Source organism: Pseudovibrio sp. Alg231-02 (assembly GCF_900143565.1).
Classification (GTDB): domain Bacteria; phylum Pseudomonadota; class Alphaproteobacteria; order Rhizobiales; family Stappiaceae; genus Pseudovibrio.
Genome location: NZ_FREX01000003.1, coordinates 514,044 through 539,582, shown reverse-complemented (window position 1 = coordinate 539,582; position 25,539 = coordinate 514,044). Strand labels below are relative to the sequence as shown.

The 25,539-nt window shown below is 52.5% G+C and carries 29 protein-coding genes and 1 tRNA gene; 16 read left to right on the top strand and 14 right to left on the bottom strand.

The window, feature by feature from the left end; translation table 11 throughout:
* Positions 1 to 291 precede the first annotated feature (291 nt).
* The 4 genes from DHN43_RS12095 (at position 292) to DHN43_RS12080 (ending at position 2,697) form a co-directional block, all read left to right on the top strand.
* Positions 292 to 1,074, top strand: a complete 783-nt coding sequence (locus tag DHN43_RS12095) for a Bax inhibitor-1/YccA family protein (protein WP_057463488.1) — start codon at positions 292 to 294, stop codon at positions 1,072 to 1,074.
* Between the two features lie 134 nt (positions 1,075 to 1,208).
* Positions 1,209 to 1,559 carry a hypothetical protein gene (locus tag DHN43_RS12090; RefSeq protein ID WP_108818712.1) on the top strand — a complete coding sequence of 117 codons (351 nt, stop codon included), beginning with the start codon at positions 1,209 to 1,211 and terminating at the stop codon, positions 1,557 to 1,559.
* Between the two features lie 177 nt (positions 1,560 to 1,736).
* Entirely contained in the window at positions 1,737 to 2,264 is a 528-nt protein-coding gene (locus tag DHN43_RS12085; protein ID WP_208980967.1) for a Panacea domain-containing protein, read from the top strand.
* A complete protein-coding gene (locus DHN43_RS12080; RefSeq protein ID WP_057463491.1) occupies positions 2,254 to 2,697 on the top strand; it encodes a hypothetical protein in 444 nt (147 codons plus the stop codon). The genes DHN43_RS12085 and DHN43_RS12080 overlap by 11 nt, the downstream gene beginning before the upstream one ends.
* 110 nt (positions 2,698 to 2,807) lie before the next feature.
* Here DHN43_RS12080 and DHN43_RS12075 read toward each other — a convergent pair whose 3' ends face one another.
* The 4 genes from DHN43_RS12075 to DHN43_RS12060 form a co-directional block, all read right to left on the bottom strand.
* Complete coding sequence (locus DHN43_RS12075) at positions 2,808 to 4,040, bottom strand: HlyD family secretion protein (RefSeq protein WP_108818711.1); 1,233 nt, start codon at positions 4,038 to 4,040, stop codon at positions 2,808 to 2,810.
* Positions 4,033 to 4,461, bottom strand: coding sequence for a hypothetical protein (locus DHN43_RS12070; protein ID WP_208980968.1), 429 nt, complete (start codon positions 4,459 to 4,461; stop codon positions 4,033 to 4,035). The genes DHN43_RS12075 and DHN43_RS12070 overlap by 8 nt, the downstream gene beginning before the upstream one ends.
* 117 nt (positions 4,462 to 4,578) lie before the next feature.
* A complete protein-coding gene (locus DHN43_RS12065; RefSeq protein ID WP_208995255.1) occupies positions 4,579 to 5,073 on the bottom strand; it encodes a GAF domain-containing protein in 495 nt (164 codons plus the stop codon).
* A gap of 91 nt (positions 5,074 to 5,164) precedes the next feature.
* Positions 5,165 to 5,497, bottom strand: coding sequence for an ArsR/SmtB family transcription factor (locus DHN43_RS12060; protein WP_108818773.1), 333 nt, complete (start codon positions 5,495 to 5,497; stop codon positions 5,165 to 5,167).
* Between the two features lie 113 nt (positions 5,498 to 5,610).
* Here DHN43_RS12060 and DHN43_RS12055 point away from each other — a divergent pair, with 113 nt between their 5' ends.
* Positions 5,611 to 6,525 (top strand): permease, encoded by a 915-nt coding sequence (locus DHN43_RS12055; RefSeq protein WP_108818709.1) that lies wholly within the window; start codon positions 5,611 to 5,613, stop codon positions 6,523 to 6,525.
* Positions 6,526 to 6,602: 77 nt separating this feature from the next.
* On the opposite strand, the gene recQ is transcribed toward DHN43_RS12055, so the two are convergent.
* Positions 6,603 to 8,429 carry a DNA helicase RecQ gene (gene recQ / locus DHN43_RS12050; protein WP_208995253.1) on the bottom strand — a complete coding sequence of 609 codons (1,827 nt, stop codon included), beginning with the start codon at positions 8,427 to 8,429 and terminating at the stop codon, positions 6,603 to 6,605.
* 137 nt (positions 8,430 to 8,566) lie between these two features.
* A complete protein-coding gene (locus DHN43_RS12045) occupies positions 8,567 to 9,037 on the bottom strand; it encodes a DM13 domain-containing protein (protein WP_108818707.1) in 471 nt (156 codons plus the stop codon).
* A gap of 370 nt (positions 9,038 to 9,407) precedes the next feature.
* Here DHN43_RS12045 and DHN43_RS12040 point away from each other — a divergent pair, with 370 nt between their 5' ends.
* The 4 genes from DHN43_RS12040 (at position 9,408) to DHN43_RS12025 (ending at position 13,552) form a co-directional block, all read left to right on the top strand.
* Positions 9,408 to 9,776, top strand: a complete 369-nt coding sequence (locus DHN43_RS12040; RefSeq protein ID WP_108818706.1) for a group I truncated hemoglobin — start codon at positions 9,408 to 9,410, stop codon at positions 9,774 to 9,776.
* 183 nt (positions 9,777 to 9,959) lie between these two features.
* The gene (locus DHN43_RS12035) at positions 9,960 to 10,817 is read left to right on the top strand and encodes a CPBP family intramembrane glutamic endopeptidase (protein ID WP_108818705.1); all 858 of its coding nucleotides are present in this window, start codon (positions 9,960 to 9,962) and stop codon (positions 10,815 to 10,817) included.
* Between the two features lie 109 nt (positions 10,818 to 10,926).
* Positions 10,927 to 12,207, top strand: coding sequence for an MFS transporter (locus DHN43_RS12030; protein ID WP_063294457.1), 1,281 nt, complete (start codon positions 10,927 to 10,929; stop codon positions 12,205 to 12,207).
* A gap of 232 nt (positions 12,208 to 12,439) precedes the next feature.
* Entirely contained in the window at positions 12,440 to 13,552 is a 1,113-nt protein-coding gene (locus tag DHN43_RS12025) for a cystathionine gamma-lyase (protein ID WP_108818704.1), read from the top strand.
* Between the two features lie 101 nt (positions 13,553 to 13,653).
* Here the strand turns inward: DHN43_RS12025 and DHN43_RS12020 are convergent, their stop codons facing one another.
* From DHN43_RS12020 to DHN43_RS12010, 3 genes are all read right to left on the bottom strand, one after another.
* The gene (locus DHN43_RS12020) at positions 13,654 to 14,889 is read right to left on the bottom strand and encodes an MFS transporter (RefSeq protein WP_108818703.1); all 1,236 of its coding nucleotides are present in this window, start codon (positions 14,887 to 14,889) and stop codon (positions 13,654 to 13,656) included.
* A 99-nt stretch (positions 14,890 to 14,988) separates the two neighbouring features.
* Complete coding sequence (locus DHN43_RS12015) at positions 14,989 to 15,393, bottom strand: DUF2794 domain-containing protein (protein ID WP_057463503.1); 405 nt, start codon at positions 15,391 to 15,393, stop codon at positions 14,989 to 14,991.
* Positions 15,394 to 15,864: 471 nt separating this feature from the next.
* Positions 15,865 to 16,461, bottom strand: a complete 597-nt coding sequence (locus DHN43_RS12010) for a hypothetical protein (protein WP_108818702.1) — start codon at positions 16,459 to 16,461, stop codon at positions 15,865 to 15,867.
* A gap of 135 nt (positions 16,462 to 16,596) precedes the next feature.
* On the opposite strand from DHN43_RS12010, the gene ppa reads away from it, so the two are divergent.
* On the top strand, positions 16,597 to 17,133 hold the full coding sequence (gene ppa, locus DHN43_RS12005; protein WP_057463505.1) for an inorganic diphosphatase: 537 nt from the start codon (positions 16,597 to 16,599) through the stop codon (positions 17,131 to 17,133).
* An 86-nt stretch (positions 17,134 to 17,219) separates the two neighbouring features.
* On the opposite strand, the gene DHN43_RS12000 is transcribed toward ppa, so the two are convergent.
* Both DHN43_RS12000 and DHN43_RS11995 read right to left on the bottom strand, forming a co-directional pair.
* A complete protein-coding gene (locus DHN43_RS12000) occupies positions 17,220 to 17,747 on the bottom strand; it encodes a disulfide bond formation protein B (protein ID WP_063291163.1) in 528 nt (175 codons plus the stop codon).
* 113 nt (positions 17,748 to 17,860) lie between these two features.
* Positions 17,861 to 18,439, bottom strand: coding sequence for a YqaA family protein (locus tag DHN43_RS11995; protein WP_063316979.1), 579 nt, complete (start codon positions 18,437 to 18,439; stop codon positions 17,861 to 17,863).
* Positions 18,440 to 18,702: 263 nt separating this feature from the next.
* On the opposite strand from DHN43_RS11995, the gene DHN43_RS11990 reads away from it, so the two are divergent.
* A tRNA-Leu gene (locus DHN43_RS11990) sits at positions 18,703 to 18,787 on the top strand.
* A 69-nt stretch (positions 18,788 to 18,856) separates the two neighbouring features.
* Here the strand turns inward: DHN43_RS11990 and DHN43_RS11985 are convergent.
* Positions 18,857 to 19,780 carry a site-specific tyrosine recombinase XerD gene (locus DHN43_RS11985; protein ID WP_057463508.1) on the bottom strand — a complete coding sequence of 308 codons (924 nt, stop codon included), beginning with the start codon at positions 19,778 to 19,780 and terminating at the stop codon, positions 18,857 to 18,859.
* 7 nt (positions 19,781 to 19,787) lie between these two features.
* A complete protein-coding gene (locus DHN43_RS27225) occupies positions 19,788 to 19,928 on the bottom strand; it encodes a hypothetical protein (protein ID WP_167550253.1) in 141 nt (46 codons plus the stop codon).
* A gap of 299 nt (positions 19,929 to 20,227) precedes the next feature.
* On the opposite strand from DHN43_RS27225, the gene DHN43_RS11980 reads away from it, so the two are divergent.
* The 3 genes from DHN43_RS11980 to DHN43_RS11970 are packed head-to-tail and all read left to right on the top strand — an operon-like array spanning position 20,228 to position 23,267.
* Positions 20,228 to 20,851, top strand: a complete 624-nt coding sequence (locus tag DHN43_RS11980; RefSeq protein WP_057463564.1) for a shikimate kinase — start codon at positions 20,228 to 20,230, stop codon at positions 20,849 to 20,851.
* Entirely contained in the window at positions 20,848 to 21,972 is a 1,125-nt protein-coding gene (gene aroB / locus DHN43_RS11975) for a 3-dehydroquinate synthase (RefSeq protein ID WP_057463509.1), read from the top strand. The genes DHN43_RS11980 and aroB overlap by 4 nt, the downstream gene beginning before the upstream one ends.
* The gene (locus DHN43_RS11970) at positions 21,969 to 23,267 is read left to right on the top strand and encodes an HlyC/CorC family transporter (protein WP_057463510.1); all 1,299 of its coding nucleotides are present in this window, start codon (positions 21,969 to 21,971) and stop codon (positions 23,265 to 23,267) included. Before aroB ends, DHN43_RS11970 begins: the two co-directional genes overlap by 4 nt.
* A gap of 182 nt (positions 23,268 to 23,449) precedes the next feature.
* On the opposite strand, the gene DHN43_RS11965 is transcribed toward DHN43_RS11970, so the two are convergent.
* Positions 23,450 to 23,695, bottom strand: coding sequence for a BolA family protein (locus DHN43_RS11965; protein ID WP_441344333.1), 246 nt, complete (start codon positions 23,693 to 23,695; stop codon positions 23,450 to 23,452).
* 149 nt (positions 23,696 to 23,844) lie between these two features.
* On the opposite strand from DHN43_RS11965, the gene DHN43_RS11960 reads away from it, so the two are divergent.
* Together DHN43_RS11960 and cobS are read left to right on the top strand one after the other, a co-directional pair.
* The gene (locus DHN43_RS11960; RefSeq protein WP_057463512.1) at positions 23,845 to 24,465 is read left to right on the top strand and encodes a J domain-containing protein; all 621 of its coding nucleotides are present in this window, start codon (positions 23,845 to 23,847) and stop codon (positions 24,463 to 24,465) included.
* A gap of 85 nt (positions 24,466 to 24,550) precedes the next feature.
* Positions 24,551 to 25,537: a cobaltochelatase subunit CobS gene (gene cobS / locus DHN43_RS11955; protein ID WP_057463513.1), complete on the top strand. Its 987-nt coding sequence runs from the start codon at positions 24,551 to 24,553 to the stop codon at positions 25,535 to 25,537.
* The last annotated feature ends 2 nt before the right edge of the window (positions 25,538 to 25,539 follow it).

Here is a 25,539-nt window from a genome sequence, read left to right as displayed (position 1 = left end):
ATGCAGTCCACATCTCTCAGAATTATGAGTTAACAGACCAACTCTTCTATTTTCCGGCTAAGGTCTTGCACCACCAGCAACATTACAACTGGTTAATAATAGGGTCCGGTTTTACCAAGTTTATACCAAAAGACCTTGCTTTAAGGGGCGATTTTACAAAAATCGGCAGGGTGCACTCTTGTCTTACGCCCTTTTTCCCACCATATTTGCTGATATGTAACTCGGGTCAGTCACCCGTGCTGTTTGGTATGACCAACAGCAAACACGTGTTTAACAAGAGAGAGGATCCACATGGCGACCTTCGACCGCAATAATTCTACGCGGTATGGAATGGCTGGCTCTCATGCCAATGCAGCCGCATTTGACGCTGGTCTGCGCGCCTACATGCTTCGCGTTTACAACTACATGGCAGTCGGTGTTGCAATCACCGGTGTGCTCGCACTGCTCACCTCAATGATGGCGACGACGACTGATCCATCTATGGCAGCAGCTCAGATGGGTAATACTTTGCTCACCAGCCTTGGTGTTGCACTGTATGGTAGCCCGCTGAAGTGGGTTGTTATGCTTGCTCCACTTGGTTTCGTGTTCTTCCTGAGCGCACGGATCAATAAGATGAGCGCATCCGCCGCACAAATGACCTTCTGGGCATTTGCAGCTTTGATGGGTGTTTCTCTCTCATCGATCTTCATCGTTTACACCGGCAACTCCATTGCTCGTGTATTCTTCATCTCTGCAGCTTCCTTTGGCGCGCTGAGCCTGTTCGGCTACACCACCAAGAAAGACCTCTCCGCTTGGGGTTCCTTCTTGTTCATGGGCCTGATCGGCATCATCATCGCGTCTGTGGTCAACCTCTTCCTTGCGTCTTCTGCTCTGCAGTTCGCAATCTCCGTGGTTGGCGTTCTGGTATTCGCAGGCCTCACCGCCTACGACACCCAGCAGATCAAGGAAATGTATGCAGCTGTTGATGACAGCGAAGTAGCAGGCAAGAAAGCCATTATGGGCGCGCTGCGTCTGTACCTGGACTTCATCAACCTGTTCATGATGCTTCTGTCCCTGTTCGGCAACCGCGAGTAATCGCAGCAGCCATCAGGCGTACAAATCAGAAAAAGCCCGAGGCACCCGCCCCGGGCTTTTTTCTTGGCCAAGTGACACTGCAGATATAGGCTTCAAGCTGGCATCAGAAACATAGTCACACTGCAGGACACCAAATGTACGGACCGCTCTCACTGTTCCATTGGTATGAACGCAAGGTTTTCCAGTTCAGGGACTTTCACAAAGCCCACCCAACCATGGCCGAGCGCTACCATATGATCGCAAGCATAGTGGCTGTCATCACCACTATCGCCGCCGCCATCTACCTGCCAGTTCTGCTGATACCTGCAGGAATTGCCTATGTTTTGCAGTCCCCACTTAGCCACATAATCAATCGGGCCAAAGAGAAACGAAACGACGTTTACAACTCCGCATTCCCGAGTAAGCGATGGTACGCCGACTCAAATCACTGGAAACATCACCAGCTACAATCCGCAGTCGTAAAAGCTGTATTCCCTGATTTATAGCCAGTTAAATGCATCCAACACGCACAGATAACCACAACGTAACCGCTTAGTTTTCAGGGGTACAACCAAATTTCACTAGCCAAGATCAATAAGAGGTTTTATTTTCTTAACGTAGCGTACCATATGTTTTTCTAAGCAATTTTCTGCTTGTTCCAACAGCATTTGTAGGGGCAAAAAATGCCAAGACACTCGCCTTGTGCCATCGCCAATGAATTTCTGAGACGCCGAGGCAGCTCTGAATATCCATCTCAGATGTACATTCAAAAACTCGTTGCCATCGCCAACGGCTGGAACCTCGCAATCAACGGCGAGCCATTGGTGAACTCAGCTCCCCAAGCTTGGAAAAATGGCCCAGTATTTCGGCAGATATGGGATTTCATAAAGGAAGGCGGGCACAAAGGCCCCAATTGTGAAATTGCAGATCCCGTCACCGGCCAGATCGTCACTGGTCGCATCAACGGTAGTGAGCAAGACATCATTGATCACGTCTGGAAGAAGTACCGTAACTACACGCCGCAGCAACTGTCAGATCTCACCCATCAAGCGAATTCTCCATGGGCCCATGCCTACTTCGAAAAGGGGAGAAACGCAGAAATCGATACAGAACGCACCCGACAATATTACATCAAACTCGCCTTAGCGGGCCGCTCTCACGCAGAAGAAGAGCAGTCCATACAAACAGCGGGTCGGATCAATGCCGCCTAACGATACATTCGAGGACACACTCGAAAAGCCACTCACTGTGGATGACATCGACGCAGCCGTCTCCAAGCTCCCTATTGAGGTGGACCCACCCGCCAAGATCGGGTTCGAGCAGCTGCTGAAAGACCGTCAGGCCCTGTCTGACGACAACACCCTGCTTCAGAACGAGCTGATGGAGCTCAAGTCACGGCTCGCAACCAAGCAGGAGCTGGACGCCCTCATCAAACCCTACGCAGGCAAAGCCTACTGGTTCATGTGTGTGTATTGCGGCACAGTTGCCCTCATCCTAGTGCTGGCAGGCTTCAAAAATGTCTATGGCAACTCGTTCAATCTGGCCGACAGCGTACTGGAGTTCCTCGTAGGCAGCACCGCAACCACCGTCATCGGCCTGGTCGGCATGGTGCTCACCGGCATCTTTGTGGGCGCTCGAAAATAGCGCCCCACACGCTTTACAGCGTATCTCCGAAAAGTGGAAACCGGTTTTCGGAGATACGCAAAAACAAAGACTAAAGCAGTTCAGGTGTTTCAACTTAAATGCGAACTGCTTTAATGACCGGATAGCACCAACACCTTGACTGGGAAGGCCAACGCCTGGAACCGCAAGATCAGCGCATGCATGATCGAGGTCGCATCCACCATGTGATAGTAAAGGCCGCCCCAGAACCCAAACTCACCCGCTGCAATCTGCTCACCATAATTGCTGTAGGCATTGGCAATGCACTTGCTGCCGGGAGGAATACCATTCGTATCACCGGGATAAAGCGGCTCCATGATCACCAGCAAGGTTCCCGGACGCGCAACATCCTGCGCATCCACCAACTGATCCGTCGGGCGAAACTGACCTGAGGAGATAAAGTCCTGTGTATCCACCACGACCATCGGAATAACCTCAAACGGCCGCGATGCACAGGTGATCTCTGCCGCCATACCAACCTTGATCACAGTAGCAGTAATCTGCCCAAAGCCCGCCTGAAACCGCCCATACCCCGTCGTAGAAGGCACGAGAATACCAGCAGGACGTAGGATCGGGCTTACAATATCACCCGGCTGAAGAATGAACTGCGTGATCACACCATCAACGCCAGCATAAACAAATTTCTTGTGATAGGCGGACTCCGCCTGATGCAACCGCGCAATCGCGCTGGTCCGCTGTGCAGGCAGGCTCACGGTAATCTTCGTCTGCACGATATCCCGGTTGGCCACAGCCGCATCCAGCTGCCCTTTGCGCACAACCACCTGATTTTCACGCGTATCAATTTCTTTCTGCGTCACAATATCAGAGTTGCGCCGTTGTAGGTCCAGCGTCCGCTCCAACTCACTGACAGATTGATTATAGGCACCCTGCGCCTGAGAGATCATGGCTTCCGCACTGATCAGCTCAGAATTCGCCAGCTGGATCTCAGCATCAATTTCATCCACTTCACTCTGCGCCGTATCCACCTGAGCTTTCTCAGTAGAGGAATCCAGCGTAAACAGCAGTTGCCCGGCCTTCACATGCTCGTTGTTCTCCACCACCACCAAATCAACCCGCCCCGCCGTTTCCGGCAGGATGGAGACAGTGCGATACAGCGACAGAACGTTAGACGTGGTCGGGTGATAGAAGAAAACCAGCGTGATCAACGCAATGGTCAGCATCAGCGCCCCGGTAATCCCCCAGCGCAGTTCATACCACACCGTAAAAAACGTAATCTCGTGCCCGATCCGCTTACCCTGCTTGTAGCGACGAAACAGATAGTCCGGCAGGATCGTCACAAGCGAGCAAAGAAGAAACTCAATCATTCTGTTTCTTCCCCTTTATCGTCTTGCGCAAAGAGTTGGCGATGGTGTTAAGCGGTGTCTCGTAATCCGGCAGGTTAATCGCAGCCAGCAACAGCGCAGCAATCCAGAAGTAGTTGTTGTGCGTGAACAACGCCAACACCGCCAGTAGGGCCACGATCTGCATATGCGACCGCCCATACTTGTGCGCCATCTTCTCTGGCAGGGCATGCAGGGAAAAGTAAAAGACACCCGCCAGCAACACCGCACCAATGGCGATGAAGATGGTGACCACCATCAAAACATCTGTACTGCCCGGTGCAGTGATGAAGATAGGAAGATGCCCAGCGAATTGCTCATGTTCGCCACCAGAAGCCATAGCCTGTACCGCTCGTCTCTCAGGGGTTGCATGGTGCCAGCGCAGAACGCGGACGGAATGGAGCATCTTTCATGCCCCATTCATGGTTACCCTGAGAGAAACAAATCGGGAGAAACTCGGCGAAAATGGAAGGTTTCGAGCCTTAAGGTAAAGGCCCACTAAGCGAAAACAGATGAATTGAAATCAAACGACAGCCAGCTCTTCCCGTGCCTTCAAAAAGAGTGGCGCCAGCGCCTGCGACAACGCAAAGCTCTTCTCCGCATCTGCTTCCGTGTAGGCATGGTCTGCATCCAGCAGGTTCACCGTGCCAATCACCTCGCCTGACACCACCACAGGCAGGTTTAGCGTTGCACCAAGCCCCATGGCTGCGATCTTCTCATGGTCGGGAAAGTAGTCCTTCACATCTTCAATGGTGTATCCAAGAAACGGCTTCTGCTGCACAAGCACGCGCTCATACCAGCCACCTTCTTTTTCAATCGGCTTGGTGCCGGAGGTGCCATAAGAGCCTTCCGCGCTGGAAAACAACCGCACCACATGGCTCCCGTCAGGATGCGCCACCGTAAGCGTAAACAGCTTGTATCCGGGAAACTTGGAGAACAACACGCCCACTTTCTGTGCGGCCTCCTGCAAGCTGGAGCTCTCTGCGACAGCCTGCACAAACTCAATCTGATCAACCACTTCAAATACCTGCAATTGTGAAATGCAGATACTGTAACTCCTCCGTGCTGGCCATCAAGTCAGAGAAACTCAACTAAGCCTCATTCAAAGATCAGCCACGCTTCAGCTCTTTGAGATCATTGTCGTCCGTATAGAACTTGTCGTCGATACAGCACTCAGCTCGCAAAAACTGCAGAACTTCATCCAACTGCTCAAACTGAGCCACACAGTAAAGCACCCGCCCCTCACGCCGCTGTTTGATCAAGCCTGCAGAGGCCAAACCAGACAGATGATGCGACAGTGTTGAGCCCGGAATCTCCAGTTCTTCCTGCAATGTACCCACGGCAAGGCCTTTATAGCCAGCTTTCACAAGCCGCTTATAAATTGCAAGACGCGTTACATGTCCAAGTTCTTTCAAGGCCTTAGCAGTTTTTTCGATATTCATCTCATTCACCAGAATTTCTTATATTTCGATATTACTAGAAATATCTTGACATGAAAACCTATTATTCTATTATTTCGACAAATCCGGAAATATCGTAATAAGGATCATACCCAATGTCACTGTCCTCTGAAATGCTCATAAGCAGCCTGGAAATGTTCGCAGTGCTTGCTGTGGAACTGACGATCCTCTTTTTGGCGATCAGTTACTTCGTCGGCATCTTGCAGGAATACATTCCGCCAAGCCGCGTGCAGAAGATCCTCAGCAGTCAAAACGGCAAAGGCTATGTCACAGCAGCAGCGCTTGGCGTCATCACCCCATTCTGTTCCTGCTCCACCATCCCGTTCCTGAAAGGCCTGCTCCGTGCCCGCGCCGGCTTTGGCACCATGATGGTGTTCCTGTTTGCCAGCCCACTGCTTAACCCGATTATCATCGGCTTGTTCGCGGTGACTTTCGGTCTGGGTGTCACAGTATTCTACTTCACCATCGCATTGGCGGTCTCCATCATCGCAGGTTACACGCTTGAAAAGCTTGGCTTTGAGAGGTTTGTGAAACCAGAAGCCTACGCTGTCCCATCCACCTCTTCATGCGGCAGCAGCTGCAGCGGAAGTGCGCCAGTTCAAAACAAGTGGGCAAGGGTATGGAACTCAACATGGGCAGACTTCAAGAAAGTCCTGCCATACCTGATCGGCGGCATCGCCATCGGCTCAATGATCTATGGCTTCATGCCAACAGATCTGGTGTCCTCATGGGCAGGTGAAAACAATCCACTCGCAATCCCTGTGGCCGCTATCATCGGCATCCCGCTCTACATCAGAGCAGAAGCCGTGATCCCGCTCACCGCAGCACTTGCAGGCAAAGGCATGGGCCTCGGCGCAATCATGGCCCTCATCATCGGCAGCGCAGGTGCTAGCCTGACAGAGGTAATCTTGCTCAAGTCCCTCTTCAAAAACCAGATGATCGCCGCTTTTTTGGTCGTGATCCTGGGAATGGCTGTCAGCGCAGGCGTACTCTATTCGCTGATCTTTTGACCCTAGAAACCTCAAAAACCCTGCAACTCACGCAGATCAGACCCTACTAACAATCAGGTTAGTGGGGTTTGTTTTTTCTAATCGCGGATGATCTCCAGGAAGTCAGGGCCAAACCGTTCCAGCTTGGACTCGCCAACACCAGAGATTTCCAGCATCTCTTCCAACCGCTGCGGGCGTTCTACTGCCATTTCAATCAGGGTCTTATCATTGAAGATCACATAAGGAGGCACATTCCGCTCTCGCGCCAGTTCCATCCGCCGCGCCCGAAGTTTCTCAAACAGCTCCTGATCCGCAATGTCCTCAATCTGAGCCCTAGCTGGCATCTTAGTCCGGCGCTCCATCTTCGCAGAGTTGGCAAGCTGATCCACCTTCAGCTCAATAGTCCGGCGTTCCTTCAAGAACTCCATACCCAGAGCTGTCATCTTCAAAGCTCCATGCGCATCATGATCAGCGTAGATCAGACCGGCAGCCAATAGCTGCCGGGCAATGGCGTTCCACTTGATCTTGTCGAACTCACCACCAATGTTGAACGTCGACAGCTGGTCATGCCCACGTGAGATGATCCGCTCACTCGCATTACCAAGCAGAACATCAATCACATAGTTCGCCCCAAAGCTCTGCCCCGTGCGCAAAATGCAGGAGAGCAGCTTCTGCGCGGCAATAGTCCCATCCATAGTCTTCGGCGGGTTCAAACAGGTATCGCAGTTGCCACACGGTTCGCACTCATCGCCAAAGTAGCGCAGCAGAACAGAGCGCCGACAGGTCGCCGTCTCACAGTAAGCGAGGAAAGACCGCAGCTTCTGCCGTTCAATCTGCTTCTGGCTCTCTGGCGCTTCACTTCGGTCAATCATCTGGTTCAGGAACACAACATCCTGCATACCATAGACCAGCCACGCCTCAGACGGCAGGCCATCACGCCCAGCGCGGCCCGTCTCCTGATAATAAGCCTCAATGTTCTTCGGAAGGTCCAGATGCGCCACAAACCGCACGTTGGGCTTATCAATGCCCATCCCAAACGCGACCGTGGCAACCATGATCATGCCTTCTTCTTTGATGAAGCGATCCTGATTGGCCTCACGTACGGAACTGTCAAAACCCGCATGATAAGGCAGCGCATCAAAGCCCTCATCAACCAACCACGCGGCAGTCTCCTCCACCTTCTTGCGGGACAGGCAATAGATGATGCCACTTTCACCAGCTGGTCGATCTTTCAGGAAACGCCGCAACTGCTGCTTCGGATTACTCTTGATGCCCACGGTGTAGGTGATGTTAGGCCGATCAAACCCGGAGGAAATCAGGCGCGGTAGATCAAGACGCTCTTGAATGTCCTTCCGCGTCGGTTCATCCGCAGTCGCCGTCACAGCAAGGCAAGGCACACCCTCAAGCTTCGCCCGTACATTGGTCAGCTCGCGATACTCAGGGCGGAAATCATGGCCCCACTGGCTGATACAGTGCGCTTCATCAATCGCCAGCAGCGCAATCAACCCGCGTTGGTTTAACTCTTCCAGCAAACCAACAAACTCAGGCCGCACCAACCGTTCCGGCGCCACATAAAGCAGATCCAGCTCGCCAGCCCGAAGATCCCGATAAGCAGCCTGAATGTCCTCACGAGAAAGCGCGGAGTTGATAGACGTCGCTCGCACCCCAAGCTCGCGCAGTGTCGCAATTTGGTCCTGCATCAGCGCAATGAGTGGAGAAACGACAACGCCCACCCCGCGGCGGCACAAGGCAGGCACCTGATAGCACAGCGACTTACCCGCCCCCGTCGGCATAAGAACACAGCAGCTCTCACCAGCCATTACGCTATCAATCACAACCTGCTGATTGCCGCGAAACGCGTCATAGCCAAATACTTTTTTCAGAACATCATGTGGCGAGGCAACAATATCTTGCGTGAGTGTCATGAGCAGCAGCACTTACCTAAAGGGATTTGAGAGGTCTTTCCTAACCTCTACCGGTCTGAAGCAAGCACGCAAGGCTTATCTGCTGCTCGAGCACAAAATCTTACCATGGCCCTTAAGGCGCACGGCCTCACTCCGTCTCACCGATACTTCGCAGCAGAGATAAACTCACCAAAGGTTTCGCACCACACCAGCACGGTGTTGTAGGTCTCAATGTCAACGCCCTCAGGCACATTCAGCAGGAAGCCGTCGAAGGTTTTGACGTCACCGATCAGAACCGAGTTGTCTTTGATTGGCAGGAACTCATCTTCATGCTCAACGAACTCGGTGGTGAGGTAAACCTTATAATCTGGACCCGGAGCAAGACGACCCTGATGAACGATCATCTCTGGAGAGATACTCACCTTGCCCTCACCCCAATGCAGGAAGTCACTGCCACGCAGCTCGCGGTTAAACTCCGCAGAATATTGCGCGTTCTGAGCTTTCTGCTCCAGTACGGCGGTCTCAGGAGAATCCGGTGCAGTCAGGATAGGCAGGAAGTAGATCCCAAGCGCAAAGCCAACAACAAGCACTATGGTGTGCGAAACGAGCAATGCAACAAAACGGATCATAGGAGTTCTCTCGGTTTACAAGGTCAAAATCATTATGATCATAAAAGCGATCACATCAAAGTGTCTAGCAACCACGCATGAGGATGGCAACAAAGCTACCTCATTGTAATCAATCCCAAAATCTCAAAACACTGTGAAATACCGTGAAGAGCCCACTGTTTCCTAATCGGTGCTCATATCACCTCAAAACACCCTTCTTTCACACACAAAACATCTTTATTTTCAACAGGTTAATACTATTCACTCTAACCACATGAATGACCTTAGCCTGTTTATCCATGAAATATGCAGACTTAACATTCATCAAGTAGATTTACCTAAATGCTGTTTAGCCTCAGCCCTTTAACCCCCAGGACAAAAGGTCTGAATTATGAGCGAAAAAACTTTATACGAACGCCTCGGCGGCTATGACGCGATTTCTGCAGTCGTCAATAATCTCCTCCCACGCCTACAGAGCGATGAGCTGCTTGGACGCTTCTGGCAGAACCGCGGTGATGATGGGATCGCCAGAGAAAAGCAGCTCCTGATTGATTATCTGGCAAACAGCGCCGGCGGACCTTTGTACTACACAGGCCGCGACATGGTGATCACACATACCGGCATGGGCATCACCGAAGCAGATTGGGATGTATTTTTAGCCCACCTGAAAACCACTCTGGAAGCCTTCAGCCTGCCAGAAGCTGAGTTCAACGACACAGTTGGTTTCGTCAGCAGCCTGAAAGAGGAAATTCTGGTTTAGCACCCCGATTATTTTCCAGAGCATTTAAACGCGCATCCCCCGGTATCTGGCCGCTTAGTTCAGGCTGGGTGATGCTTCCTTCCACGCAACCCAACCATTGCACATTTGACTTAGCGGCAGCTTTACCTCACAGTTTCAGAGAGTTCATTTTTCCGCCCATTGCGACACCCACAAAGTTTCATCATGCCGCTGTCATTGAGTGCCTATCTTAGTCTCGGGTTAGCTATTGCAAGCGTCCCGCTCATCACACAGCGATGGGTGCCGCTCACCTTATTCGCTCTCTCACTGGTCCTTGCAGTCACCGCAGGCGTATTGAATGCAACCGGGCTCCTGCTCGTTCTCAGCTGGGCTGTGGTCTGTGCGGTCCTCTTCCAGCAAAAGCACCCTGTCTGGCTTTATTACGTGATGGTTGGTCTGCTGTTGCTGGCAGGGCATCTGGTGATGACGCATGAAGCTCCCGGCTTTCACAATCTTCAGGTCCTGTCTGGTGCAAAAACCAGCCCGGATGCTGTGCCATACTCGCTTTACCTCAATTTCGATAAGGCAGCTTTGGGCTTCCTGCTGTTTCTCTTTGCAGCACCCCGCATCCGCACAGCCAAAGACTGGCTCCGCAGCCTGCTTATAACACTGCTGTTCTTCTTCCCAGCAGCGGCAGTACTGATCGGCGCAACCTACGCCGCAGGGCTAGTGGTGTTCGACCCGAAACTGGTGCCCTTCTTACCAATCTGGATCTTCGCGAACCTGCTGTTCACCTGCGTGGCAGAAGAGGTTTTCTTTCGCCAGTTCATCATGGGCCAGCTGATGGAAAAGCTCGGGCGCAGCTTTTGGGCAGGCACCGCGGCACTCGTGATCTCCTCACTCCACTTCGCCTACTACCATCTGGATGGCGGCCTGCCTTACGCAGCCTTTGCCTTCGTCGCGGGGCTGTTCTACGGCGCCACCTTCTGGAAATCAGGTCGTGTAGAAGCCGCCATAGGCGTCCACTTCCTCGTCAACCTCACCCACATCCTCTTCTTCACCTACCCCATGCTGGCGAAGTAAGGCAGACAACCACCCACGATACCTTTTCCGTAAGGGAATGCTGCTAAACATTGCTCTGTCACGTGCTCGCACTTCAAGGCCTCGAGCTCTCGGAACAAAGGGTGGCTGAATGTCCAGATCGCAAACGAGGCTAACACCACGTTCAATCATCGCTGCAACGAGTGGAAACGTTCTGGAATGGTATGACTTCACCGTTTACAGCTTTCTCACGGCGACAATTGCCACCCAGTTTTTCCCGCTAGAAAACAGAGTAGCTTCACTGCTTTCTGCATTCGCCGTGCTGGCTGTCGGATATGCAGCGCGCCCAATCGGCAGTGTAATCTTTGGCCATATTGGAGACCGTGTGGGCCGGAAAACGGCCATGATGATCTCCGTCCTGTTGATGGGCGGAGGCTCTCTCGCGATTGCCGTGCTACCCACATATGATCAAATTGGGATCGCCGCAGCCATACTTCTGGTCTTGGTGAGGATTGTTCAGGGCATTGCCGTGGCCGGAGAATACACCGCCTCCGGTGTCCTTCTGGTGGAACAAGCAGAGCCGGAACGCCGGGCATTAACAGGAGCATGGATTGCATGTGCCATGATATCCGGCTGCCTCGTCGGCTCGGCTGTTCCAGCCGGCATCAGCCTCCTTCTTTCTGCCGAACAGATGGCGGATTGGGGATGGCGTCTGGCTTTTGGTTTCGGCACGCTGGTCGCAATTTTCAGCGCAGTCATCAGGCGAAACATCACCGATACAGTGCTGGACGAAGACCCAGCAGATAACTCATCACCTGTTTGGCAAAGCCTGAGGGATCATTCTGGTTTGATCGGGCAAATGATTTTGCTGCTCATTCCAACCGCTGTGATCTACTTTGTAATTTACGTCTATGCGGTCTCATATTTAAGCGCGGAGCCAGGCTTTGGCGCATCCACGGCTCTCAATGTCACAACACTCAACCTGATTGTTATGGCTCTGTTTATTCCGGTTTGCGGACTAGCTGCGGACCGTTTTGGGTTACGGCCAGCTTTTCTCGCTGGGGCATTGGCAACCTTCATCCTCGCAGGCCCTTGCTGGTGGCTTATGCTTCAGGAGGACATCACATCCGTTTTTCTTGGGCAGTTCGGTCTCACCTTAACAAGCACAGTCGGGTGGGCACTCTCCATCACAGCCCTCACCTTAATGGCGCCAGACCACCTGCGCTGCAGCGTTGTCGCGCTCGGATACAATCTAAGCATGGCCCTCTTCGGTGGCACTACCCCAATCGTCGCCACATATCTGGTAACCCAGACCGGCAAGGACTACGCCCCCGTCTACTACATCCTCATCGCAGTCCTCATCTCCCTCCCAATCATTTGGCGTCTGCCAAAACTCATCGCTACAACACGGCTGCAGAACGCTTTGGCATAACGTTCAGCACCTCGTGTTTAAGCGAGCCCTCTAATGCAAAAAGTAATGTGTTAAGCTGAAAATACGCTGCTCATCAAAGGGATACTTTCTCCTATTTGATAGGAAGATAGACATCTCCGTTACGCGTACATTACCATCACTGTAATGACCGTTGAGCCCCCCTCATAAAGGCCAGCATAAACAACATCTCAGTGCGGAACGCGCGCTGATACGATCCAATGGGAGATTCCGCATGACACAACGCACTTCACCAAACATGGGCGAGTTCCTGCATCTACGTGGTCAGAACCTGTCTAAGGGTGAACCGATTGCGTTACCTTTGGTGCAAAGCTCAATGTACCATCTTCCAGGATTACCGGAGGACTTCCCAAATTATGGTCGTGTCAGCAACCCAACATGGACCCAGCTTGAACATGCGCTCGCTCATCTCGAAGCAGCACCTTGCCTATGTTTTCCTTCTGGAATGGCGGCAATTTCAGCAGCCCTCTTCGCAACGCTCAAAGCAGGAGATCGGCTACTCGTCCCGGCAGATGGGTATTATGTAACCCGCATCCTCTCCAGCCAGTTTCTGGCTAAGTTCGGCGTTGAAGTCGTTGAGCGGGACACTGCCGAGTTCACCACCGGCGGCTTTGATGGCTTTAACGTTGTATTTCTGGAAACGCCTTCAAATCCGGGCCTCGACCTGCTGGATCTAACAGCAATTGCGTCTGCTGTACGCGCCGCAGGTGGCATCACAATTTGCGACAACACAACCCTAACACCACTTGGTCAGCGACCATTAGATTTTGGTGTAGACCTTGTCGTCTCCTCAGATACCAAATCCATGGCAGGCCATTCCGACGCCCTGATGGGTCATGTCGCCAGCCGAAACGCTGAGATCCTAAAGGCTGTTGAAGAGTGGCGAAAGTTTTCCGGCTGCATCCCCGGCCCGCAAGAAGCATGGCTGTTGCATCGAGGCCTCGAAACGCTGGATGTGCGCTATGATCGAATGTGTACGTCTGCAGCCCTGCTCGCAGAGCGTCTTGCAAATCATCCAGCCGTAAAGTCTATTCGTTTCCCTGGTTTGGAAACGGACCCAGCCCACGCGTTGGCCAAAGCACAACAAACACGGTTTGGGTTCTTGATCTCCCTCACGCTTGAAACAGAAGCTCAGGCTGAACAGTTTATCAACTCATGCTCCCTCTTGCGCCCTGCCACCTCATTTGGCGGCGTTCACAGCTCAGCAGAGCGCCGCGCCCGCTGGGGAGATGCAGTAGATCCCGCCTTTATCCGTTTGTCCGTGGGATGCGAGCCGGTAGAGGAACTTTGGCAGGCCTTTTCAGAAGCCCTGGAGCAAGTCTCTTAAGAGACGAACTCAATCCACGACGGGCAGTTTCTCAGACTGCCCGTCTCCCCCATCCTCATCACAGTCCTCGCCTCCCTCTCAATCCATTCCAACGTCTGTCCCTAATCCAAAGCTCGAATATCCGGTTGGCGCCACAGAACGAAAATAAGCCCCAGCGCAATGGCAAAGCAGGCGATGCCCGCGATAAACACGCCATGAATGTTAGCGGTCATTAAAGAGGCACCAGCAATAGCAAGCAGGAACTGACCTCCCGTCGAGCTCGATATGGTGATCCCCATGATCCAGCCTTGTTCGCTCTCATCAACAGCAGCAGAGAACAAGGAAAACATGAGAGGCAGGGTAAGCGCAAAGGCCGCTACGATTGGCACTGTCAGGAGATAGGAGAGCCAGGCCACATCATTCACAGTAAAGGCCAGGAGCCCAACTCCCATCACAGTCACACTCACAGCAATCGTCGCCACCTTAGAAAATCGTTGGGATATTGGCCCCACCAGAAGCGCACTTACAAGAGCCAGAACCGATCCAAAAATGATCAGGAGAATGCTGTTTTGAAGCGTATCGAACCCAAAGCGCAACACCATGTAGTTATTGAGATAAATATAAAAGGCGCTCAGCCCGACCTCTATAAAGAGGAAAACAGCACACAGCTTCAAAATTGTAGGCCTTGAATGTGCCCGCCAAAGAACGAGAAAGACCTCTGACAGGCCAAAATCTATCTTGCGGCGTGTCTGGTTTGTTTCCTCAAAGAAAACAATGATCAGAACAATGTTGATCAGGATCAGCACCAGCGCTGCATAAAAAGGCAGTTCAAGCGAAGCATAACTGCCCATGATGGAGGGATCACTGAGCACTCCCGCAAATAGCGGCCCGATAATCAAGCCAATGGCAATGGCTGCTGTCACATACCCCATATTCCGGTTTCTTTCTGCGCCCGTACAGCTGAGATCAACAAGAGCAGCTTGTGCGATTGGCTGATTGCCTGCAGCGAACCCGGTAATTGCACGCGCGAGCACCAGCAAAGCCAGGTTTGACCAAAGCAGCGCAACAACTGCCAGCCCATATCCGAACAAGGCACCAAACAGGCAAATAAGGATGGCTTTCTTACGCCCGATATAATCCGAAAGCTTGGAGATATAGGCACCACCAAAAAACCAGCTGATGTAGAACGCTCCGGTCAAAAGGCTGAAATCGATCTCCCGGATTGCAAGGGAGTCGCCAAGGGGAACAAAGGTGCTGCCGGGTACCATCACAAGGCTATTGACGATCGGAAAAATCAGCCCTTGCCCCATCACATCCACGAGAACAAGGAGAAGCAACGCAATTCGAGACCACCCCATCGCTTCACGCCTTTCGCGCTTCAATTCAGCAAAGCATCATTCTGAAAATCATCAGATGCTCACCAGAGCTATCCGGTAGCGGACCAACCGTCCGCCAACTCACTCCACCACGCGCAAGTGCTTCTTCTTTTCAAGCACCTTCAGCACGTTGGCTAGGTCGTGGCCGCGTTTGAGGATCATGCCGCCGGTGCCAACAACGCAGTAGGCACCTTGTTTGCGGGCAAGCTTGGGGTCTTTTTCAATACGGTAGAGCGGCATTTCGCTGGCACGGCGGAAAATGGCGAAGATCGCTTTATCTGTGCCATGGCCGATGGCGTAATCACGCCACTCGCCGCTGGCAACCATGCGTCCGTACAGCCTGAGGATCTGATCGAGTTCCGTTCGATGAAAAGCAACTATCGGTTTCGGGAGGTTCGGTTTTTGTTGAACGGCTGCGCTGTTGGCGCCACCATCAAGAGAGCGAACGCTCCCGGACACTATTGCAATATCATCCCCTTCACTCATGAAGGCCTCCTGCGTTCAGATCCTGTGGTTGGGCATCCCGGAGAAAGCAGAATATCGGCTCTCGCATCGCGAATGCGCCGAGGCAATCTGATTGAGCACGCAGCGTGAAACTGAAAATCCGCGACGCATGCTAAGCCATCGGCAACCCCATTTTACCACATAATCCGCCCATCCTGCGGCAAAGCCTGAAAGAACGCAAGGGAACCTCCTTTTGTTGCCCGGCAAAGGACCCCGTGAGAATTCAGAGTACACGCTAAAATTGTCACAGTAGTTTCTCTATTTCGCCCCAATTGGGTCATTGAGGAGCCACGAATGCCAGCCAAATTATCGTTGTTGCCCAAGCAGGTTCGGTTCTGTGGAGCTGTGGTGAAGACTCTCACCCCTACCCCCCGTTGACCCACTCGTCACAGTGCTGAAGGAGAACCGAACCGCTTCCCCCTACAACTTATCGCTGCGATAAACCGCTGGCTCTTAATCAGTGAGACCAAGGGACAGGCCACCACCCCCAAGTAGTTTCGGCTGACTGGTACAATCCCATATTCCGGCCAAAAGCCCCGCAGCATCCCGCGCCAGCTTATTGGCATTCTTGGTCGCACGGGCATCCACGTAACCGACGTGACAAGTCTTACCCTGCCCCAGCTGAGTGATCACCAGCACCTGCCCACGATAGAAACCGTCCGCGTCCGCTTTATCATCCCCCGCAACATCCACCGGAATGTCCGTATGCCACCGCAAAATCGTTGCCACAGGCTCACCACCTTCCAGCACCCACTCAATGGTGGAGCCAAGCCGGTTCCACGGACTCAGGCCTTGCGTCGCCGCAGGTTCATCTCGCGCCTGCTCGCCATAACTGACGAAGAACCGCAAATCACCCTCAGCCACGTAAACGGGGATACCGTTATATCCCTGACACATCCACACAGCAGAGCCCACTGCATTTTCGGGGGTGTCTTGAAGCTCGCATGTCTCGTTTAAATCCAGCGTGGAATAAACACTCTCGGCCAAAGCGGTGGTGCAAACAAAAATTCCGGTCATGGCAACAATGAGGAACTGAAAATTCTTCAACATTAAGCACCCACTTATCCCAGAGTTATCCGACAGGAATTACTTGAACGAAATACGCAAGCTCGACTGCGAAATATATCTTGCAACAGGCCGATGCCCCTGTAATACAGGCAGCAAATGAAATTGGAGTATACATAAATGCGTATCGATCGTATTCCTGTCGGTAAGAACCCACCTGAGGACGTCAATGTCATTATTGAAGTTCCAGTTGGCGGTGAGCCGATCAAATACGAGATGGAAAAAGAATCCGGCGCAATGTACGTCGATCGCTTCCTCTACACCCCTATGCGTTACCCAGGCAACTACGGCTTCGTTCCACACACCCTGTGCGGTGATGGCGACCCAATCGACGTAGTTGTTGTGAACCAGCGCCCAATCGTTCCAGGCGCCGTCATGAGCTGCCGTCCGATCGGCGTTCTGGTCATGGAAGACGAGTCCGGTCAGGATGAGAAAATCATCGCTGTCCCAAGCAGCAAGCTGACCCGTCGTTACGAATCCGTACACAACATCGAAGACCTGCCTGAAATCACCATCAAGCAGATTGAGCACTTCTTCGAGCACTACAAAGATCTTGAGCCAAACAAATGGGTGAAGATCACCGGCATTCACGGTGCGGACGAAGCAAAGCGTCTGATCGTAGAAAGCATCGAGCGCTACAACAAAGAAGAAGGCTAAACCCCTCTCTTTGTAACTGACACAAAAAAGCCCGGAGCTGCGTAGAACCCCGGGCTTTTTTCATATCAAAACAAAGCGCTGGAACCTCAGCTCTTACGAGGAAGTACCAGACCGCACAACGTAATAAACACCATCACACTCGCATAAATCGCATTCAATCCGGCAAACGAAAGACCAAAGATGCGGAACTGCGCAACTGAGCAGCTCACAACCTTAGTGGTCGCAAGGCTCTGCAGCATGTTGGAAGCAGATCCCAGCTCCATGCTGCCACCAGCGGCGCAATCATTAGGGCCAAGCCAGAGTTCCCACTCTGCGCCAGCCTGATAAATACCAACACCGCCGCCATACAGAAAACCACCAGCCGCACCCAGCAGCGCCAGCACAGAAACCCAGCGCAGCTTCTCGGTCCGGGTAAAGATCAGCGCCAGAATACCCAGCACCAGACCAGCGTAGTACGGATTACGCTGAATGAGACACAGCGGGCATGGCTTAAAACCACCAATAAGCTCAAAACCCCACGCGGTTGCCAACGCTGTGGCACTACCCAGTGTCACCAGCGCAGCACCAGAGGTGAGCGGATCTTTCAGAAGCAGCGCAAAAAAGCGTCCTAGCATTTCCAGTTAACCTCTCCTGCGCATTCCCGAGGCTCCAAACCAGCACTCCAAAGAACACGCGCCACAAAACAGATTAAAGCAACTGTCCCATTCTCAAAGAAACGACAGCCGCTTTAAAGAAACTTGATCAGAGCGAAACCACCAACCAGCAGCACCACAAACACAGTGAACACCAGCCCCAGCCGCTTTTCGATGAAATCCCGAATTGCTGGTCCAAACAGGTACAAAAGCCCTGCAACCGCAAAAAACCGAATTCCACGAGAGACGATGCTCGCCGCAATGAATACTGGGAGATTCAGAGCAAAAACACCACTCGCAATAGTTATTACTTTGTACGGAAATGGCGTCAAACCAGCGATAAACACAAACCACCAGCCCCAGTCCTCAAAGATTTGCTTAAACTGGTCAAACTTATCCATGTAACCGTAAAACGCGAGGATCGGTTTCGCCACTTCCTCAAACAAGACGGCACCAATGAGATACCCCAGCAAACCACCCAGAACAGAAGCTACAGTACACAGCGCAGCATAAAACCAGGCTCGCTGACGTTTGCTCACACACATCGGGATGAGAAGCAGGTCAGGCGGAAGCGGAAAGACAGAGCTTTCCACAAAGGCGACAGCGCTCAGCGCATGGGGTGCACGTGGTCCCGCAGCAAGGGAAAGTGTCCAGTCATAAAGGCGACGCAACATAAGTCAGCGATGCTCCAAACAATCATTCATTCAAGCGAAGAATATGGTTCATTTCGCAATGCGGTAACATTCAATAACAGCCCCACGCTGGAGTCCTACCTCAATCATCAGCAGCAATCACAGGATTATGGCCGGAAATATGACCTCACCCCCCTTATCCCCCGTAAATATATATAAGTATAGGCTGACAAATGCTGTGGTTAGCTGAATCAAAATATTGACGTCGCACCCCATCTCGATATATTCCGCCCTTACCAACCGTTGCCCCCGTGGCGGAACTGGTAGACGCGCCGGATTCAAAATCCGGTTTCTTCGGAAGTGCCAGTTCGAGTCTGGCCGGGGGCACCACTCTTCTCTTCCCCCAAATTTAAGCGCTTTCATCCAACGCTACACGTGCGTCTTGAGTTGTTTGTGCCCTCACGCCAGCGGGTGATGGTCTTCCACCAGCTTCTGCAGGCGCTCTTCCAGCACATGGGTATAAATCTGTGTTGTTGAGATATCCGCATGCCCAAGCAGCTGCTGCACCACGCGCAGGTCAGCGCCATTCTGCAACAGGTGCGAAGCAAAGGCGTGGCGGAGCACGTGCGGAGAAACCTTGTTGCGGTCAATATCCGCTTCCAACGCAAGTGCCTTCAAGTCTCGCCCAAACGCCTGACGCGTAAAGTGCCCGCTCTCGCCGTGAGAGGGAAACAGCCAAACACTGTCCGCATAAGCCCCTAAAGATGCACGCAGCCGCACATACTCAACCATGGCCTTCTGTGAACGGGGAGACAGTGGAACAGCTCGCTCCTTACCGCCCTTTCCTTTCACGGTGATAAGACGGCTGTCACGAATAGCCGCTGACACTGGCAGAGAAACAAGCTCGGAAACACGCAGACCCGTCGCATAAAGCACTTCCAGCAATGTGTAGACACGTGCAGCTCTGATCTGCTTTGCATCACTATCATGCGTGATAGTAGCCAACTGTTCTGCCTTGCCGATCAGCCGATCCACCTCTTCCTCACTCAACACACCGGGAAGAGTTGAGGCTTTACGCGGAGAAGCGACGGTTCGGGTTGGATCATCATCGCGAATATCCTCGGCATAACAGAACTGGTAGAACTGCCGAAGAGCCGAAAGTCGCCGCGCCTGAGAGGAGGCCGCAAACCCGCGGTCAGTAAGGTCAGAGAGATAGGCACGGACATCCGTGACCTGCACAGCAAGCAGGTCCACACCTTGCGTACTCAGGAAACTATCAAAATCTTCCAGGTCAGTTCGGTAGCTTTCCAACGTATTGAACGCACTGACGCGCTCAACGCTTAACATTTCAAAAAAGCGTTCAGTCTCAAGAGTTCGACGCATAAAAAGCCTATTCGAAGCCTTCCTTTTGGATTTCGACGATAATTTCACGTGGCTCCGGCTCAACGTAGCTGACAAGCAGATACATGCTCAGCACAGCGCCAGTAACGATCAAACCTATGATAGACAGCAATCGCATCAATGTTGGCATGGCAGAACCGGATGCTCCCGTATAAATCTGGATACCCCTAGATCACCCGCAGATGGTGGGGTGTAGCAGTATACTTCACAATCAAAAATAGACCGTTTCACTGTGAAGGTTCAACCCGAAGGCACCCAGTGTACCGCGTATTTTGCGATATCCTCCAGGCCTGTGAAGGGGCACCTACGGTTTCTGTAGAAAATTAGCAGTTAAATGCTGGCAAACACTCTTGGTCTAGAACCTTGACAGGACAAGGTGTGATAATGTCAAAGCGTAAGTAAGAGTAGATGAATCGGCGAGGGCGTGGCGTGACTGCAAACGACACAAAGTCAGACAAAAAACGTCAACGACAGCAAGATATTTTGAAGCGCCTCGGCACTAAGCCAATTGTACTTGTTGGCATTATGGGCTGTGGCAAATCCACAGTAGGTCGCCGTTTGGCTCAATATCTCGCTCTCAATTTTATTGATGCAGACTCAGAGATTGAAAAAGCAGCTGATCGTTCTATCTCAGAGATATTCGCTGAACACGGTGAAAGCTATTTCCGGCAAGGTGAAAAGCGTGTCATTGCACGCCTGTTAGACGAAGGACCACAAGTCCTCGCAACAGGTGGCGGTGCCTTCATCAATGAAGAGACACGCTCCCGCATCAAGGAAAAGGGCATCTCCATCTGGATGAAGGCTGAGCTGTCTGTCATCATGACCCGCGTGCGCAAGCGCCCTACCCGGCCATTGCTGCAAACTGCGGATCCTGAGGCAACCATGCAAAAGCTGATGGATGAGCGCTATCCGATCTATGAAGAAGCGGACATGGCAATCTGGTCGCGTGATGTGACCCATGAAGCAGTTATGGAAGAAATCCTGATCGCTCTGGAAAAAGGACTACCGCCTCTCTCTGATGAGGCATCTGAAAATAACGAGGTTGGAAAGTGACAGAAGAAAATAACGCCACGCTCGTCAATGTCGATCTGGGCGACCGTAGCTATCCAATCCTCATTGGCCGCAACCTGATCAAACGCGCTGGAGAAGAAGTCTCCACCCGTCTCCCAGGTGCCAAAACAGTCATCATCACAGATGAGACCGTCAAGAAACTCCACTTAAAGGCACTGGAAGAAAGCTTCCAGTCCGCAGGTGTTGAGTTCAGCACACTTGTCGTGCCAGCAGGCGAAAAAACCAAACGTTTTGAGATCTTCGAGCGCCTCTGCGATGATATCCTCGCCCTGCGCCTTGAGCGCGGCGATGCTGTTGTTGCCTTAGGTGGCGGCGTTGTTGGTGATCTCTCCGGTTTCGTTTCTGGTGTCGTTCGCCGTGGCATGAAGTTCGTTCAGATCCCGACCACCCTGCTCGCTCAGGTCGACAGTTCTGTCGGCGGCAAAACCGGCATCAACTCCCGCCATGGCAAAAACCTGCTCGGTGTGTTCCATCAGCCTGCCTTGGTACTGGCAGATACATCCGTTCTGGATACGCTCAGCCCGCGTGATTTCCGCGCTGGCTATGCAGAAGTTGCCAAATACGGCTTGATCAATGATCCGGACTTCTTCGAATGGCTGGAAGCCAATTGGGAAGGTATCTTCGCTGGCGGGCCTGAACGAGAACACGCAGTCGCCCATTCCTGTCGCGCCAAAGCAGCTGTTGTTGCTGCAGACGAGCTGGAATCCGGCAACCGCGCACTGCTCAATCTCGGTCACACCTTCGGTCATTCGCTGGAAGGTGCTGTTGCCTATGAGACTGAACGACTGGTGCACGGAGAAGGCGTTTCCATCGGCATGGTATTGGCCCATGAATTTTCTGAGCAGCTTGGCCTGTGCCCGGCGGAAGACACCAAACGTGTCATCACGCATTTGGAAGCCGTCGGCCTGCCAACTCGTATTGATCAGATCCCCGGCCAGCTGCCACCAATCGACACTTTTATGGACTTGATTGCACAGGACAAAAAAGTAAGTCGTGGTCAGCTCACTTTTATCCTTACAAAAGGCATCGGCACTTCCTATGTCGATAAAACTGTAAGCGCGGAACCCCTCCGCGCGTTTCTTGAGGAGAAACTCGGCAAATGACGGACTACGCTTTCTGGGCTTCCGTTGTCGCTATTGTAATTTTGCTCGTTCTTTCGGGCTTTTTTTCCGGGTCGGAGACTGCCCTGACAGCAGCATCACGCGCCCGTATGCATGCGCTGGTCAAATCCGGTAATAAAAGAGCGCTTATTGTTGCAAGACTGATCGAGTTCAGAGAGCGCCTCATCGGCGCACTGCTGCTCGGCAATAACCTTGTCAACATTCTGGCCTCTGCACTCGCAACATCCCTGTTCCTGAAGCTCTTCGGAGACGCAGGCGTCGCCTACGCAACGCTGGTCATGACTCTTCTGGTCCTGATCTTCTCTGAAGTGCTGCCAAAAACATGGGCGATCGCAAACGCAGAAAAATTCGCACTCAGCGTTGCACCTGTTGTTCGCGTGCTGGTGATTGTCTTTGGACCGATCGTTGCCGCCATCGAGGTAATTGTACGCCTCGTCCTGCGCATCTTCGGCATTCGCATTGATGATTCCACAGCCGTCCTGTCAGCACACGAAGAGCTGCGCGGCACACTGGACCTTCAGCATAAAGAAGGCGGTCTGATCAAAGCGGATAAAGACCGTATTGGCGGCCTGCTGGATCTGGTTGAGCTAGAAGTGTCGGACGTGATGGTTCATCGCACCAAGCTGTTCGCACTCAATGCCGACCTGCCACCGGAAGAGCTGGTGGAAGAAGTGTTGGCCAGCCCGTTCACCCGTATTCCGCTATGGCGTGATGATCCCGACAATATGGTCGGCCTGCTCCACGCCAAGGATGTTCTGCGCGCAATCGCAAATCTCAAAGGCGATATGGAGAAGTTCGAGCTGGATAAGGTCATGAGCCCGCTTTGGTTCGTACCGGACACCACCAGCCTTCAGAACCAGCTCAACGCCTTCCTGAAGCGCAAAACCCACTTCGCTCTCGTGGTAGACGAGTACGGCGAAGTGATGGGCCTCGTCACGCTGGAGGACATCCTGGAAGAGATCGTCGGTGAGATCGCAGACGAACACGACATCGAACTGCCCGGCCTCAAACCACAGGCAGACGGTTCCGTGATCGTCGAAGGCTCAGTTCCGATTCGCGACCTCAACAGAGCGACTGATTGGAACCTGCCAGACGACGAAGCGACAACCATCGCCGGTCTCGTTATTCACGAAGCAAAAATGATCCCCGAGGAACGTCAGATCTTCACCTTCCACGGATTCCGCTTCACAGTCCTGAGCCGGGAAAAGAACCGCATCACGCGTTTGCGCATGATGGCGCTCAGCCCGCTTCAGGATGCGAAAAAAGCCAGCAAATAAAAATGGGCCCAGCCGGGCCCATTTCCTTTTCTGCAGTCCCTTAAAGAACGCAAATTTATCGTAAAACGCTCAAATCAACGCACATAACAACGCAAACGGGTAAAACACGAGCACCTGCAACGTACTAGCCATTTGCCGCATTGATTTAGCTGTGCCAATGTACCAATTACTGTAAGAACCAATTACGTGTGAGATTTGGCTTCAATGGCAAGCGCGTGAATGCCTCCGGCGATCTCTTCAGCCACGCATTCGTTTACTGCACGATGCATAGCGACGCGGGACATACCCTCAAAGGCTGTGGATATGATCTTGATCCGGAAGTGGGTTTGTCCACCCTCGCGCCAGCCGCCGTGACCGCGGTGACTCTCGGATTCGTCGGTGACTTCAAGAAGCTGCGGCTTAAACGCAGCTTCCAATTTAGTGATCATGATGTCTCTTGTGCTCATGTTTTCTATATCTCTCACGTAGGAAACCGTCGTCAAGGCCTTGCCTAACAGGGTCACTTTTTTCTATTTATGTCGGCTACCTGCTTTATGGCAGGTGCTAACCCAATCGCAAGGCAACTGAAAACCGAAAAATGAAGCAAGCATCCTCCATTTTCGACAGCATTCGCGTAAAACCCGGCAAAGAACGCACAACAAGCTCAAAAGGCCCAAAGTGCGAATGGGACGGTTGCGACCAGCCCGGCACCCATAAAGCACCGAAAGGTCGCGATCGGGAAGGCCAGTACTTTCATTTTTGCGTAGACCACGTAAAGGCCTACAACAAATCGTATAATTATTTTTCCGGCATGGACGATGACAGTGTTCGCAGCTACCAGCGCGATAGCATGACAGGACATCGCCCCACCTGGAAAATGGGCGTAAACTCGCAGGCAGACGCCGCGAATGCCCGCGATGGAAGCCGTACAAACATCGGTGGCGAAGACGTCAACGACCCGCACAACATCTTCGCTGGCGCCACCGGAGCACGTAGCCAACCTCAGGAACCGCAACGTAAGGTGCTGGCACTTGAGAAAAGGTCATTTGAAACATTGAACCTTCGGGTAACCGCCCGTGGCGCCGAGATAAAAACTCGCTATAAAGAGCTGGTAAAGATTCATCACCCTGATGCCAATGGTGGCGACCGCTCTTCGGAAGACCGCTTGCGCGAGATTATTCAGGCCTACAACGTGCTCAAGAAATCCGGTTATTGCTAGGTCATACGTTTGACCAGTTCCCGGATCTCTTAGAATTTTTTAGATTTTCATTACCCCGATTTCGACGTGGGGCCGCGGAGGAAAAATGATAGATACGATGCAAACCGCTCAAACCCTGCCGACCGAAACAATTTCTGTACGTGAAGTATTTGGCATCGACAGCGACATGGAAGTGCAAGCCTTCGCTGAAGCAAACGAACATGTTCCTGATATCGATCCAGACTATCTGTTTGATCGCGCAACAACTCTCGCAATCCTGGCAGGTTTTGCAAAAAACCGTCGTGTGATGGTCTCCGGCTACCACGGAACAGGTAAGTCAACTCACATCGAGCAAGTCGCAGCCCGCCTGAACTGGCCTTGTGTGCGCGTAAACCTCGACAGCCACATCTCTCGTATCGATCTTGTTGGTAAAGACGCAATTGTTGTGAAAGACGGCCACACCGTCACCGAGTTCAAGGACGGCATCCTTCCTTGGGCCCTTCAAAACAATGTCGCGCTTGTCTTCGATGAGTACGACGCAGGCCGTCCAGACGTGATGTTCGTGATCCAGCGTGTTCTTGAGGTTTCCGGGCGCCTGACCCTCCTCGATCAGAACCGCGTGATCAATCCACACCCGGCATTCCGCCTGTTCGCAACCGCGAACACCGTCGGTCTTGGTGATACATCCGGCCTCTACCATGGTACGCAGCAGATCAACCAGGGCCAGATGGACCGCTGGTCTATCGTCACCACGCTGAACTATCTGCCTCACGACAATGAGGTCGAGATCGTTCTGGCGAAGTCTCCACACTACAGTGGTGCAGAAGGTCGCTCTATCGTTTCCAAGATGGTTCGTGTTGCAGACATGACCCGTAGCGCCTTCATGAACGGCGAGCTCTCCACTGTGATGAGCCCACGTACAGTGATCACATGGTCAGAAAACGCTGAAATCTTTGGCGATATCGGTTTCTCATTCCGACTGACCTTCCTGAACAAGTGTGACGATACCGAGCAAGCGCTGGTTTCTGAGTTCTACCAGCGTTGTTTCGGGGAAGACCTTCCTGAATCAGCGGCAAACATCGTCATGAGTTAAGG